Origin of the sequence: Streptomyces sp. NPDC005775 (genome assembly GCF_042871565.1) — a bacterium.
In the GTDB taxonomy this organism is placed as follows: Bacteria; Actinomycetota; Actinomycetes; order Streptomycetales; family Streptomycetaceae; genus Streptomyces.
Map to the genome: position 1 here is coordinate 680,459 of NZ_JBIAIU010000004.1, position 13,091 is coordinate 693,549.

General features: G+C 72.7%; 11 protein-coding genes. 2 read left to right on the plus strand and 9 right to left on the minus strand.

What is annotated here, in order from left to right; genetic code table 11:
* Positions 1–3 precede the first annotated feature (3 nt).
* The 3 genes from ACFYPA_RS13450 to lipB all read right to left on the minus strand — a co-directional run bounded on the left by ACFYPA_RS13450 (position 4) and on the right by lipB (position 2,424).
* Positions 4–204, minus strand: coding sequence for a hypothetical protein (locus ACFYPA_RS13450; protein ID WP_359356040.1), 201 nt, complete (start codon positions 202–204; stop codon positions 4–6).
* Positions 205–513: 309 nt separating this feature from the next.
* Positions 514–1,479 carry a lipoyl synthase gene (gene lipA / locus ACFYPA_RS13455; RefSeq protein WP_389131684.1) on the minus strand — a complete coding sequence of 322 codons (966 nt, stop codon included), beginning with the start codon at positions 1,477–1,479 and terminating at the stop codon, positions 514–516.
* Positions 1,480–1,611: 132 nt separating this feature from the next.
* Positions 1,612–2,424: a lipoyl(octanoyl) transferase LipB gene (lipB, locus tag ACFYPA_RS13460; protein ID WP_359356046.1), complete on the minus strand. Its 813-nt coding sequence runs from the start codon at positions 2,422–2,424 to the stop codon at positions 1,612–1,614.
* A 288-nt stretch (positions 2,425–2,712) separates the two neighbouring features.
* Between lipB and ACFYPA_RS13465 the strand changes: the two genes are divergently transcribed.
* Positions 2,713–4,395: a regulator gene (locus tag ACFYPA_RS13465; protein ID WP_389131687.1), complete on the plus strand. Its 1,683-nt coding sequence runs from the start codon at positions 2,713–2,715 to the stop codon at positions 4,393–4,395.
* Positions 4,396–4,405: 10 nt separating this feature from the next.
* On the opposite strand, the gene ACFYPA_RS13470 is transcribed toward ACFYPA_RS13465, so the two are convergent.
* Complete coding sequence (locus tag ACFYPA_RS13470; RefSeq protein WP_389131690.1) at positions 4,406–5,761, minus strand: FAD-dependent oxidoreductase; 1,356 nt, start codon at positions 5,759–5,761, stop codon at positions 4,406–4,408.
* A gap of 183 nt (positions 5,762–5,944) precedes the next feature.
* Complete coding sequence (locus tag ACFYPA_RS13475) at positions 5,945–6,844, minus strand: TIGR01777 family oxidoreductase (protein WP_389131693.1); 900 nt, start codon at positions 6,842–6,844, stop codon at positions 5,945–5,947.
* Positions 6,845–6,896: 52 nt separating this feature from the next.
* Between ACFYPA_RS13475 and ACFYPA_RS13480 the strand changes: the two genes are divergently transcribed.
* A complete protein-coding gene (locus tag ACFYPA_RS13480) occupies positions 6,897–7,424 on the plus strand; it encodes a GNAT family N-acetyltransferase (RefSeq protein WP_359085136.1) in 528 nt (175 codons plus the stop codon).
* Positions 7,425–7,480: 56 nt separating this feature from the next.
* Here ACFYPA_RS13480 and ACFYPA_RS13485 read toward each other — a convergent pair whose 3' ends face one another.
* From ACFYPA_RS13485 to ACFYPA_RS13500, 4 genes are all read right to left on the minus strand, one after another.
* Positions 7,481–8,002, minus strand: coding sequence for a DUF4240 domain-containing protein (locus ACFYPA_RS13485; protein WP_359085041.1), 522 nt, complete (start codon positions 8,000–8,002; stop codon positions 7,481–7,483).
* A 75-nt stretch (positions 8,003–8,077) separates the two neighbouring features.
* Positions 8,078–9,049 carry a helix-turn-helix transcriptional regulator gene (locus ACFYPA_RS13490; RefSeq protein WP_389131695.1) on the minus strand — a complete coding sequence of 324 codons (972 nt, stop codon included), beginning with the start codon at positions 9,047–9,049 and terminating at the stop codon, positions 8,078–8,080.
* A gap of 241 nt (positions 9,050–9,290) precedes the next feature.
* Positions 9,291–11,960, minus strand: a complete 2,670-nt coding sequence (gene aceE, locus ACFYPA_RS13495; RefSeq protein WP_359314517.1) for a pyruvate dehydrogenase (acetyl-transferring), homodimeric type — start codon at positions 11,958–11,960, stop codon at positions 9,291–9,293.
* Positions 11,961–12,269: 309 nt separating this feature from the next.
* A complete protein-coding gene (locus ACFYPA_RS13500; protein WP_311312822.1) occupies positions 12,270–12,893 on the minus strand; it encodes a GntR family transcriptional regulator in 624 nt (207 codons plus the stop codon).
* Positions 12,894–13,091 lie beyond the last annotated feature (198 nt).

Genomic DNA, 13,091 nt, shown 5'->3' on the forward strand with positions numbered 1-13,091 from the left:
GGCCTAGGAACGGTGGTCGGCCACGGCCTCCAGTACGTACTCGGACTCGACCCGGTCCTTGGCCCGGCGGCGGTCCTCGAGGACCGCCGTCCAGGCGTTGCGGCGGGCGGTGCGCTGGCCGCTGCTCAGCAGCAGCGACTCGACGGCGCGGAGGGCGCTGGTGACGGACGGAAGGGCGGTGGCGCGTACCGGCACGGCCTGCATCGTGGAAGTCCCCTCGGAACGGATGCGCTCACCGGGTGGTGCCCGGCGGACGGAGTGTGCTGCGCGGACTGGATACGGGGCGCAGGGCGGCAGTGGCCCGAAGAACCACTGCGCTGCGTGCATCCAGAGTCACTGCTTGGTGTTACCAGCGCATGACCGGTCGGTCAAACACCAATGAAACCTTGATATCGGCGCCGCGCACGCCGACGCGGCCCATCCGCGCCTCCGACCTGCGAGGAGCGTGAGGGCCGCGTCGATTCAGCCATTACTGTTCAGTAGCTTCTTGTGCCCGGATTCACACGGGGGCTGCTACGCGGTCGGGGCCGGAGCCGCCGCACCGCGCCGCTCCATCGCCTGCTGGAACAGCCGGCCCGCGCGGTACGAGGAGCGGACCAGCGGACCGGACATCACACCGGAGTAGCCGATCTGGTCGGCCTCCTCCTGGAGCTCCACGAACTCGTGCGGCTTCACCCAGCGCTCCACGGGGTGGTGGCGCGGCGTCGGCCGCAGGTACTGCGTGATCGTGATGAGCTCGCAGCCCGCGTCGTGCAGGTCCCGGAGCGCCTGGCTGACTTCCTCGCGGGTCTCGCCCATGCCGAGGATCAGGTTGGACTTGGTCACCAGACCGGCCTCACGGGCGCGGGTGATGACCTCCAGGGAACGCTCGTAGCGGAAGCCGGGGCGGATCCGCTTGAAGATCCGCGGCACCGTCTCCACGTTGTGCCCCAGCACCTCGGGGCGCGAGGAGAAGACCTCGGCGAGCTGCGCGGGATCCGCGTTGAAGTCGGGGATCAGCAGCTCGACCTTGGTGTGGCCGCCCTCCCGCTCCGCCGTCAGCGCGTGGATCTGGCGCACGGTCTCCGCGTACAGCCAGGAGCCGCCGTCCTCCAGGTCGTCGCGCGCGACGCCCGTGATGGTGGCGTAGTTCAGGTCCATCGTGACGACCGACTCGCCGACGCGGCGGGGCTCGTCCCGGTCCAGCGCCTCGGGCTTGCCCGTGTCGATCTGGCAGAAGTCACAACGCCGGGTGCACTGGTCGCCGCCGATGAGGAACGTGGCCTCGCGGTCCTCCCAGCACTCGAAGATGTTGGGGCAGCCGGCCTCCTGGCACACCGTGTGCAGACCCTCGCTCTTGACGAGTTTCTGCAGCTGGTTGTACTCGGGGCCCATCTTCGCCCGCGTTTTGATCCACTCGGGCTTGCGCTCGATGGGGGTCTGGCTGTTCCGGACCTCGAGGCGCAGCATCTTGCGCCCGTCGGGTGCGACAGCGGACACTCCGGCACTCCCCTTTGCTTTCACTGCATTGGATTCTTCGGCGAACACCAGGGTACGCCCGTTGTTCAAACGGCTTTACGTCTGCCCAACCTGTGGCCGGCAGGGCCTATTCCCCGAGGGGTGCTCCGAGGGTCAGGCCGTGGCCACGGCCTCGTTCGTGCGCTCGATGACGCGGGGGGCGAGCTCGGCGTTCTCCAGGATGTCCCGCAGGTGCTTCTCGGCGATGGGGAGCACCTCCGCGATCGTGAGGTCGCGGCCCAGTTCGTACGCGAGCGAGGTGACGCCGGCGTCGCGGATGCCGCACGGCACGATCCGGTCGAACGAGGTGTTGTCCGGGTTCACGTTGAGGGCGAAGCCGTGCATGGTCACGCCCTTGGCGACCCGGATGCCGATCGCGGCGAGCTTGCGGTCCTCGCGGCGCTGGCCGGCGTTGGACGGGGCGTACTCGGGGCCGTTCAGCCGGGCGTCGAACTCCTCGTCCTGGAGCCGGGGGTCGAAGTCGAGCGAGAGACCGCCGATGGCCGGGCGCTGTTCGACGGGATCGCCCAGGACCCAGACGCCGCTGCGGCCCTCGACCCGGCTGGTCTCCACGCCGAACTCGGCGGCCGTACGGATCAGCGCCTCCTCCAGCCGGCGGACGTGCGCGACGACGTCCACGGGGCGCGGGAGCTTCTGGATCGGGTAGCCGACCAGCTGGCCCGGACCGTGCCAGGTGATCTTGCCGCCGCGGTCCACGTCGATGACCGGGGTGCCGTCCAGCGGACGTTCGCTGTCGGCGGTGCGCCGGCCCGCGGTGTAGACGGGCGGGTGCTCCAGCAGCAGACAGGTGTCGGGGACGGTGTCCTCGAACCGTGCCGCGTGCACCTCGCGCTGCTTCTGCCAGGCCTCCTGGTAGTCGACGGCGTCCTCGCCGAATCCCAGACGGACGAACCGAAGCTCAGTCACGACAGCAGCCTCTCTACTTGCGGCGCCGCGGGCCGGGGGTGTCCCGTCATCACGTCACCGTGCACCGAATCGCGCCTCCGGCCACTGTACGACCGGCGTCGGAGCGGGGGCCCGGCAGGTGGTTCCCGTCAGCGCCGCCCTCAATCCTCACACGATCGGATGAATGTGAAGCGAAGGTGGCCGGGAGCACCTCCGGGGCCGCTAAATTCGCGCCGTTCCATAACGACCTCACCCGCGAGGTCGTAAGGGCTGCCCGCCCGGCCCCGAAGGCAGGAGACCGTACAGCTGATGTCGGAACGACCTCCGCAGCGCACCCCCAACCGCCGACTCGCCTCGCTCATCACCGAAGCCGGATTCTCCAACGCCGGCCTCGCCCGCCGGGTGGACCAGCTCGGGCTCGAGCACGGCCTCGACCTGCGCTACGACAAGACCTCCGTGACCCGCTGGCTGCGCGGGCAGCAGCCGCGCGGCACCACCCCCGCGCTGATCGCCGAGGTCTTCACCCGGCGGCTCGGCCGTCGGCTCTCCGCGCAGGACCTCGGTCTGGACGCCTGCGCGCCCGTATACGCGGGCCTGGAGTTCGCGGCCACGCCCGCCGAGGCTGTCGACATCGTCAGTGGGCTGTGGCGCAAGGACTCCGGCAGCCATGCGGAGCTGCGGAAGATCGCCTTCACCCCGGCGGGGCTGGTCGTCCCCAGCCGGGACTGGCTGATCGGGCGGGCGGACGAGTGGGTGGGACGCGCCGGCGAAGGCGCCGCCGTCGCGGGCAGGGCGCACTGCCCCGCCCCGGCACACGGGCCGCGTACGGCGCCCGCGGCGCACGGCAGCTACGGCGGTGCGGCGAACGGGCAGCACGGCGGCGGCCACGCCCTCACCGGTCCCGGCACCGGGTTCGGGCCCGGCGTGCCCGAGCAGGGCGGCGCCCCCGGCCACGGTGTCCGGCACGGGCTCCGTGGTCCCACCCCGTCCCGGCCCGCCGGACCGCACGCGCCGGGCGGTACCCCGGCCGCCCCGGGGCCCGGGGCTCCGGGCGTCCCCCGGCAGCGGCAGACCGAGCGGGGCTCCGGGCAGAAGGTCAGCAGCGGTGACGTCGCCGCCCTGCGCTCCGTCGCCGAACTCTTCCGCACCCTGGACAACGCCTACGGCGGCGGCCACGCACGGCAGGCCCTCGTGCGCTACCTGGAGCACGAGACGGAGCCGATGCTGCGCGGCACGTACGGCGAGGCCACCGGGCGGCGGCTCTTCGCCGCCGCCGCCGATCTCACCCGGCTCGCCGGCTGGACCTCGTACGACATCGCGGCCCACGGGCTCGCCCAGCGCTACTTCGTCCAGGCGCTCCGGCTGGCCCAGGCCGCCGGGGACCGGGTCTACGGCAGCTTCGTCCTGATCACCATGAGCCGCCAGGCCGTCTACCTCGGGCACGGCAGGGAGGCGGTGCAGCTCGCCCGCGTGGCCCAGCAGGGCGTCGGCTCGTCCGCGCCCCACGCCGCCCTGGCCCTGCTGCACGCGGTCGAGGCACGCGGGCACGGGGTCCTCGGCGATGCCAAGGCGTGCGCGGCCTCGCTCGCGCGGGCGGAACGCGCGCTGGAGGCCTCCCGCCCCGGCGACGAGGTACCGCACTGGGCGCGCTACTTCGACGAGGCCCAGCTGGCCGACGAGTTCGGGCACTGCTACCGGGACCTCCAGCAATACCGGATCGCCGCCCAGCACGCCGAGCGCTCGCTCCAGCTGCGCGCCCCCGCGTACGCTCGCAGCCGGCTGTTCTGCCGGGTGGTACTGGCTTCCGCCCGGCTCGGACTCGGTGAGCTCGACCAGGCGTGCCGGCTGGGCGCGGAGGCCGCGCAGCAGGCCGCGGAGATGCGGTCGGTGCGTGCCACGGAGTACGTACGGGACTTCGAGCGGCGCCTCGAACCCTTCCGAGACGCCGCCGCGGTCCGCGGCTACCGCGAGCGGGTGGCCGCGCTGGGATGACGGGAGCTCCTCAGGCCGCCTCCGGGAGTGCTGCCGCGTCCCCGGAGACGGAGGCGGGGCGCACACCCAGGTCGGCGAGGATCGCCCCGGCCGCGCGACGGGCGGAGGACAGGGCGCCCTGGACCGAACCGGTGTCGCGGTGGTCTCCGCACACGTACAGGCCCGTGAGCAGCCGTACCGGGCGCTGCGGGTCGTGCGGGGGCGGCATCGCGGGCACCGCCTCCGGATCGTGGCGGGCGGCGAGCAACTCCCAGTCGTCGGTGGGCGTGCCGTAGAGCGCCGCGAGGTGCTTGCGGACCGTGCGGTCCAGATCGGGTGGCGGGGTGCCGAGCACCGTCGAGCTGATCAGGACGCGGCCGTGCGGGGCGCGTGCCGGGTCGACCTCGCTCATCACCGCGGTGTGCGCGACCGGACCCGAACGGTCGGCGTCCAGCAGCAGCGAGGCGCCGGTCGGCGGGGGAGCGGGGGCGGTGTGGTGGAGGACGGTCACCGGGTGGAACGGCGGCACGCGCAGGCCGGGCAGCAGCTCGGCCGCGGCGCCCGCACCGGTCGCCAGCAGCAGGGAGCGGCAGCCCAGTTCGCCGTGTTCCTTGGTGCGCACCGAGGTGATGTCCGCCGCCGCGACGTGCACGCCCGTGCGTACGGTGCCGGGCGGGAGGGAGGCCGCGAGCAGCTCGGGCAGCGTGACCGAACCCCCCGACGGTACGCAGAGCCTGCCGCCGGCGTAACCCCGCAGCGCGAGGTCGGCGCACCGGCTCGACGTGGTGAGCGCGGGGTCGCTGAGCAGTGCGGTGAGCAGGGGGCGTACGAATCCGTTGAGCGTCCGGGCGGACAGGCCGCGGCCGGACAGCGCGTCGAGCGCGGCCCGCTCGGGCCGGGCGAGGGCGCGGGCGCGGGGGGTGGCCGCGAGCCTGGCCAGGGCCACGCCGAGCCGGGCCTGGTCGATCGCACCGTTCATCGCCCCGCCGAGGCTTCCGCCCTGGGGCGCCCTGGGGGCGCTCGCGAGGGCGCGTGCCGCCTTGAGTGCGCCCCGCGCGCTTCGTGAGCCCTTGGGACCGCGCACCTCCCCGGTCCGGTACCGGCGGCCCTCGCTGTGGACGAGGACGCCGGGGTCGAAGTTCCGCAGGACGAGTCCGTCGAGGCCCGGCGTCCCGTACAACTGCGGATACGAGGTGTTGAGAAGCGGTCCTATGTGGTCGAGCCGGAACCCGTCCACCTCGTCGGTCATCATCCGGCCGCCGACCCGGGGGCCGGCTTCCAGGACGCTGACGCTGACTCCCGCACTGGTCAGTAGGTGGGCCGCTGACAGGCCGGCGATCCCGGCTCCGATGATGACGACGTCCGCGTGGTGTGCCGTGCTGAGCACGTGCCCCTCCCCGAGTCGGCGCAACTGGTGGGAGGCTCTTGCCCTCAACAGGCCACCGGAATGCGCGAGTTCGGCACGAGAGTAGGAGGGTGGCGGGATTGTGCGCAGTCGCGCGCGGGCCGGGGCACCGGTGCACGGGGTCGCACGTCCGTCCGAATGGGGCGGCGGGCGCGGGGCCCGGGGTCAGCGCAGGGCGGCCCGGATGGCGCCGTCGATCCCGGGGAAGGCGAAGGCGAATCCCGAGTCCAGCAGCCGTGCCGGCAGCACCCGCTGACTGCCCAGCACGTCCTCGGCGAAGGCGCCCAGGGCGATCCGCAGTGCGGGTGCGGGAGCGGTGAACAGGGTGGGCCGGCCCAGCACCCGGCCCATCGCCGCCGTCACCTCGCCGTTGGTGACCGGGTCCGGCCCGGTCAGATTCACGGGCCCGGACAGCTCCGGGGTGTCCAGGATGTGCCGCAGCGCCGCGACGTGGTCGTGCAGCGCGATGAAGCTCCAGTACTGCCGGCCGTTGCCGAGCCGCCCGCCGAGACCCGCACGGAACAGCGGGAAGAGCCGGCCCCAGGCGCCGCCCTCCCGGGCGACGACCAGCCCGGTGCGGGCGTGCGCGGTCCGCACCCCGGCCTCCTCCGCGGCGGCCGTGGCCTCCTCCCACTCCACGCACACCGACGGCAGGAACCCGTCGCCGGGCGGAGCGGCCTCGTCGACCGCCCGGTTCCCGGTGTCGCCGTAGTAACCGATCGCGGACCCGGACAGCAGCACCTTCGGCGGTACGTCCAGTGAGGCGACGGCCTCGGCGACGGCGGCCGTGCCCAGCACCCGGCTCTCCCGGATCTCCCGCTTGTACGCGTCGGTCCAGCGGTGGTCACCGACCCCGGCCCCGGCGAGATGGACGACGGCGTCGCAGCCCACCAGACCGGCCACGTCCACGTAACCCCGCTTGGGGTCCCACTCCACCTCGTCGCCCGACCGGGCGGGACGGCGGACCAGCCGGACCACCTCGTGCCCGTCGGTCCGCAGCGAGCGCACCAGCGCCGCTCCGATGAGTCCGGTCGATCCGGTGACGGCGATACGGGAGTGCGGCATGGGCCCCATCCTGCCCCATATGCCGCTGACGACGCGTGACACAGTGACGCCCATGGCCGAGTTCCTCACCCCTCCCGCCCCGCCCGTCCGCCCCGCCGTCCTCGACGACGGCCCCGCCCTCGGGGAGCTCGACCGGAGCACCTGGTCGACGCTGCACGCCGTGACCCCCCGGCCGCAGCCGCCGTACGAGCCGTTCTTCGACGACCGGCACCGGCCGCAGGACGTCCTGGTGGCCGAAGCGGTCAACACGGCGGGCGAGACGGCCATCGCCGGGTACGTCCGCATCGTGCCGCCCACCCCCCTGGCCTGCAACGCGCACGTCCGGCAGATACAGGGCCTCGCCGTGGCCGACTGGGCGCGGGGCCGCGGCATGGGCCGCACGCTGATACGCGCCGCGTGCGGGGCCGCGCGCGGCCAGGGGGCGAACCGCATCACCCTGCGGGTGCTGGGCCACAACACCCCGGCCCGGGCGCTGTACGCGGCCGAAGGGTTCACCGTCGAGGGCGTCCTGCCGGGCGAGTTCTTCCTGGGCGGGCGTTACGTGGACGACGTCATGATGGGCCGGCCGCTCGGCCCGTGACCGGGCGTCGAGGCGCAGACGGGGAACTCCGGACAGGACCTACGGCCGGCCGCGCCTCACCCGGCCCCGAACCGCTGCCACAGCTCGGGGAGCCGTGCCGCCAGGACCGCGTCGTCCTCGAAGTCGAACGGGGTGCCCTCCGGCTCGGCCGCCTGCGGCGGCAGCCCGAGATCCGGCGCGACCACCCCGGTGAGCTGCTCGTACGCCTCGTCGGCGGCGTAGCCCAGCTCCTCGGCGTCCCCGTCCAGTTCCTCGTCGAAGTCGTCGAGCAGTTCGGCCAGGCTGTCCGGATCGTGCACCGCCCCCTCGAAGACCTCCCGGCCCCGGCCGATCAGCCAGCAGCGGAAGTAGTCGAAGGCGTCGTCGCTCGCCCCGCCGAGCAGTACGGCGGCCGCGGCCCACAGGTCCCAGCGGTACGCCCGGTTGTAGCGGGCCTCGAAGTGCCGCGCGAAGTCCAGCACGGAATCGGGATCGAGCTGCACCAGCCGTTCGACGAGCAGGTCCGCATGGTCCTCGGGGTCCCCGTCGGCGGCCTCGCGGGTGCTGTCGACGATCTCCCAGAATTCCGTCTCGTCCATCACGGGTCCAGCATCGGCCCCGGAGGCGGCCGATGCACGCTCAGACGCCGAAATGAAGCCTTACGGCCTCAGGATTCACCGGTAGAGGGCGTGCAACGCCTCCGCGGCCGCCGCGAACCTGATGCGCAGGGCGGCCGGCTCCAGGACCTCCAACTCCGGCCCCAGGGCCAGCAACTGTCCGTACGCGACGTCCAGGGACTCGACGGGCAGCCTGACCGTGACCCATCCGTCGGGGCCGGGCGGCCCGGCCGCGTCCAGGGCGTCCCGGGCGGCGACGCGGTCCACGGCGTGCGGAAGCCGGCGCACGGCCGCCTCCGAGAGCCGCAGCGTCACCTCGGTCCGCAGGATCGACCGGGCGAACTGGGCCGCGCGTTCGTCCCAGAAGGCGGGCAGGTCGAAGCTCTCGTCCCGGACGAAGCGGGTGTCCGACACCGCCACCGCCGTGAAGCGGTCGATCCGGTACACCCGGAAGTCGTCCTCCGCACGGGCGCAGAGGTACCAGACCCCGGCCTTCAGGACGAGCCCGTACGGTGCCAGCTCACGCTCCGCCCCGGCGTCCTGACCGGCCCGGCGGTAACGGGCGTGCACCACCCGGTCGTCCCACACCGCCTCGGCCACGGCGGGCAGGAGCGCGGGGGTGGCCGGTTCCTGGTACCAGCCGGGCGCGTCCAGGTGGAAGCGCTGGGAGGCGCTCGCGGAGGCGTCCCGGAAGGAGGGGAGCAGGGCCGCCGACACCTTCAGCCGGGCGGCGGAGGCGGCGTCCTCCAGGCCCATCTCGCGCAGGGCGGAGGGCAGGCCGGAGAGGAAGAGGGCCTCGGCCTCGTCACGGGCCAGACCGGTGAGCCGCGTCCGGTACCCGCCGACGAGCCGGTACCCGCCCGCCCGTCCCCGGTCCGCGTACACCGGCACCCCGGCCTCGGACAGCGCCTGGGCGTCCCGGGTGACGGTCCGCTCGGACACCTCCAGCTCCCGGGCTAGCTCGGCGGCGGTCATGGCGGGGCGGGACTGCAGGAGCAGCACCATTCTGATGAGCCGGGCAGCACGCATGCGGCCATTGTGGCCGCGGTACGGGGCGGGCGTGGCCCGGGCCGGGAGTGCGGCCTCGAGCGTCGGCCGGGCTGGGTGTGCGGCCTCAAGCGCCGGCCGGGCTCAAAAAAGACGTCCTCAATCGCCGGACGGGCTTGATCTCCAAGCCCGTCCGGCGATTGAGGACGAAGCCTCTGCCGGAGCGGGGCAGACGTGCGGAGGACGGGGAGCGGGGCAGGCCCGCTCCCCGTCCTCCGGGCCGTCAGAGCCCGTACTGCTCGCGGGCTTCCTTGACCGCCGACGCCGGCACCTCGCCGCGGCGGGCCAGCTGGGCCAGGGCCGCGACCACGATCGACTGCGCGTCGACGCCGAAGTGGCGACGGGCCGCGTCACGGGTGTCGGAGAGGCCGAAGCCGTCCGTGCCGAGCGAGGTCCAGTCCTGCTCCACCCACTGACTGATCTGGTCCGGCACCTGGCGCATCCAGTCGCTGACCGCGACGACCGGACCCGGTGCGCCTTCCAGCGCCTGAGTCACGTACGGCACCCGCTGCTCACCGCGGAGCAGTGCCTCGTCGCACTCCAGTGCGTCGCGGCGCAGCTCGCCCCACGAGGTGGCGGACCAGACGTCGGCCGTGACACCCCAGTCCGCGGCCAGCATCTCCTGGGCCTCCAGGATCCAGTGGATCGCCGTACCGGAGGCCATCAGCTGGACGCGCGGCGCGTCCGCGTTCGCGGGCGTGCCCTCCTTGAACCGGTAGAGGCCCTTGAGGATGCCCTCCTCGATGCCTTCCGGCATCGCGGGCTGCGGCTTCGGCTCGTTGTAGACCGTCAGGTAGTAGAAGACGTTCTCGGCGTCGGGGCCGTACATCCGGCGCAGACCGTCCTGGACGATCACCGCGATCTCGTACGCGAACGCCGGGTCGTAGTTGAGCGACGCCGGGTTCGTGGACGCGATCAGGTGCGAGTGGCCGTCCGCGTGCTGGAGACCTTCACCCGTCAGCGTCGTACGGCCTGCCGTGGCACCGACCACGAAGCCGCGGCCGAGCTGGTCGCCGAGCTGCCAGAACTGGTCGCCCGTGCGCTGCCAGCCGAACATCGAGTAGAAGATGTAGAACGGGATCATCGGCTCGCCGTGCGTCGCGTACGACGTGGAGGCGGCGATGAAGTCGGCCATGGCACCGGCCTCGGTGATGCCCTCGTTGAGGACCTGGCCGTCCTTGGCTTCCTTGTAGTACATCAGCTGGTCGCGGTCGACCGGGTCGTACGTCTGCCCCAGCGGCGAGTAGATGCCGGCCGACGGGAACAGCGCCTCCATGCCGAAGGTGCGGGCCTCGTCGGGGACGATCGGAACCCAGCGCTTGCCGGTCTCCTTGTCCCGCATCAGGTCCTTGGCCAGGCGGACGAAGGCCATCGTGGTGGCCAGCTCCTGCTTGCCGGAACCCTTCTTCAGCGCGGCGAACGCGCGCTCCTCGGGCTGCGGCAGCGCCACCGCGTGCACCCGGCGGGCCGGGGCGGGGCCGCCGAGGGCGGCACGGCGCTCCTGGAGATAGCGGACCTCGGGGGAGTCGGCGCCCGGGTGGCCGTACGGCACCAGGCCCTCGTCCAGTTTCGAGTCCGGGATCGGCAGCTCCAGCAGGTCGCGCATGGCGCGGAACTGCTTGCCGTCGAGCTTCTTCATCTGGTGGTTGGCGTTGCGCGACTCGAAGCCCGGGCCGAGCGTGTAGCCCTTCACCGTCTGCGCCAGGATCACCGTCGGAGCGCCCTTGTGCGCGAGCGCCGCCCGGTAGGCCGCGTACACCTTGCGGGCCTCGTGGCCGCCGCGCGAGCTGTGGAAGCACTCGGCGATCTTCGCGTCGGTGAGCAGCTTCGCCAGCTCGGCGAGCGCGGGCTCGGTGCCGAAGAAGTGCTGGCGGATGTAGGCGACGTCACGGGTGGCGTACGTCTGGAACTGCGCGTCCGGTACCTCACGGAGCCGGCGCACCAGCGCGCCCGTGGTGTCGAGCTGGAAGAGCTCGTCCCAGGCGGTGCCCCAGAGCGTCTTGACGACGTTCCAGCCGGCGCCGCGGAAGGCGCCCTCCAGCTCCTGGACGACGCGGAAGTTGGCGCGCACCGGACCGTCGAGGCGCTGCAGGTTGCAGTTGATGACGAACGTCAGGTTGTCGAGCTGCTCACGCGCCGCGAGGGCGAGGGCCGCGGTCGACTCGGGCTCGTCCATCTCGCCGTCGCCCAGGAAGGCCCAGACGTGCGAGTTCGACGTGTCCTTGATGTTGCGGTTGGTCAGGTAACGGTTGAAGCGCGCCTGGTAGATCGCCGAGAGCGGGCCGAGACCCATCGACACCGTGGGGAACTCCCACAGCCAGGGCAGCCGCCGCGGGTGCGGGTAGGACGGCAGACCGTCACCGCCCGCCTCCTGGCGGAAGTTGTCGAGCTGCTGCTCGCTGAGCCGGCCGTCGAGGAAGGCGCGGGCGTAGATGCCGGGGGAGGCGTGGCCCTGGATGTAGAGCTGGTCGCCGGAGCCGTCCCCCTCCTTGCCGCGGAAGAAGTGGTTGAAGCCGGTCTCGTACAGCCACGCCGCCGAGGCGAAGGTGGCGATGTGGCCGCCGACGCCGAAGCGGGAGCCACGGGTGACCATCGCGGCCGCGTTCCAGCGGTTCCACGCGGTGATCTTCGATTCCATCTCCAGGTCGCCGTCGAAGTCGGGCTCCGCGGCGGTGGGGATGGAGTTGACGTAATCGGTCTCCAGCAGCTTGGGCAGCGCGAGACCGGCGCCCTCGGCGTGCTGGAGCGAGCGCCGCATCAGGTACGCGGCGCGGTGCGGGCCCGCGGCCTTGGTGACGGCATCCAGGGAGGCCGCCCATTCAGCGGTCTCCTCCGGGTCGCGGTCCGGGAGCTGGTCGAGCTCGCTCGGAAGCTTTCCTACGGGGTCGGTCATGATCGCCGCCTTCCGGTGAGGAGGGGGGTGGAGAAGTCCCTGACTGGCAGGACAGGGCGATGGGGCCGGTGGGCCCGCGGAGTGAACTGTAAGGCTCCGATCGATGATCGATCAAAGGATGAAAGGCAAAACTTCTCGATATGAAGAAAGTGGCATGGGGTGCCGCGAAACGGGGCACGGAGTGACGGGATTTATCAGGCAAAAGGGGCGCTCGCCTGCACAGGCGAGCGCCCCTCACGACACATGCGCACCGCGCGCCTGCTCCGGCCTCAGGCGCGGCGCACCGGGCTCAGGCGCGGCGCACCCGCCTCAGGCCCGCGGCGCGCAGCCGAGCACATGGGCCTTGACCAGCGTCCCTATGTCCGGGTCCTTCCGCAGGAACGCCTCGATGAGCGCCTCGTGCTCCTCGGCGTACGACTTCTGCACCGTGCCCAGCCAGCGGATCGAGAGCGCCGTGAACACCTCGATGCCCAGGCCCTCCCAGGTGTGCAGCAGAACGGCGTTGCCGGCCGCCCGGACCAGCTCCCGGTGGAACCCCACCGTGTGCCGCACCTGGGCCTCGCCGTCCGCCAGCCTGTCCGCCTCGTACAGCGCCGCCACGTGCGGGGCGAGCAGCGAGCAGTCCTCGCCGAGCCCCGGGGCCGCCAGTTCGGCGGCGATCTGCTCCAGGCCGGCCCGGACCGGGTAGCTCTCCTCCAGGTCGGCGGCGGTGAGGTTGCGGACCCGGACGCCCTTGTTGGGCGCCGACTCGATCAGGCGGAGCGTCTCCAGCTCGCGCAGCGCCTCGCGCACGGGTGTCTGGCTGACCTCCAGCTCGGTGGCGATGCGCCGCTCGACGATCCGCTCGCCCGGCTTCCAGCGCCCGCTGACGATCCCGTCCACGATGTGCTCGCGGATCTGTTCGCGCAGCGAGTGGACGACGGGCGGGGTCATGAGGGGCTCCTTCGGGGCAAACCGGTGCTGCCTGCACCGACACGGCGGCCGGAGCGACCGGTGGTGTCTAGACAATACGGCGGCGCCCCCCGCCCGGGGTGTTTCCGGCGGGGGGGCCCCGGGGGTGGGGGGGTTAAAAAGCCGGGCTCACAGGGCGCGCGCGACCGCGAACAAAACCGCCACCACGCTAGCCCTTTC

What these genes read in the sequence shown, in the direction of transcription:
- ACFYPA_RS13480 (WP_359085136.1), top strand. Translation starts at nt 6,897, where the DNA reads ATGGCCGAGTTCCTCACCCCTCCCGCCCCGCCCGTCCGCCCCGCCGTC.
- ACFYPA_RS13465 (WP_389131687.1), top strand. Translation starts at nt 2,713, where the DNA reads ATGTCGGAACGACCTCCGCAGCGCACCCCCAACCGCCGACTCGCCTCG.
- ACFYPA_RS13475 (WP_389131693.1), bottom strand. Translation starts at nt 6,844, where the DNA reads ATGCCGCACTCCCGTATCGCCGTCACCGGATCGACCGGACTCATCGGA.
- aceE (WP_359314517.1), bottom strand. Translation starts at nt 11,960, where the DNA reads ATGACCGACCCCGTAGGAAAGCTTCCGAGCGAGCTCGACCAGCTCCCG.
- ACFYPA_RS13450 (WP_359356040.1), bottom strand. Translation starts at nt 204, where the DNA reads ATGCAGGCCGTGCCGGTACGCGCCACCGCCCTTCCGTCCGTCACCAGC.
- ACFYPA_RS13490 (WP_389131695.1), bottom strand. Translation starts at nt 9,049, where the DNA reads ATGCGTGCTGCCCGGCTCATCAGAATGGTGCTGCTCCTGCAGTCCCGC.
- ACFYPA_RS13500 (WP_311312822.1), bottom strand. Translation starts at nt 12,893, where the DNA reads ATGACCCCGCCCGTCGTCCACTCGCTGCGCGAACAGATCCGCGAGCAC.
- ACFYPA_RS13485 (WP_359085041.1), bottom strand. Translation starts at nt 8,002, where the DNA reads ATGGACGAGACGGAATTCTGGGAGATCGTCGACAGCACCCGCGAGGCC.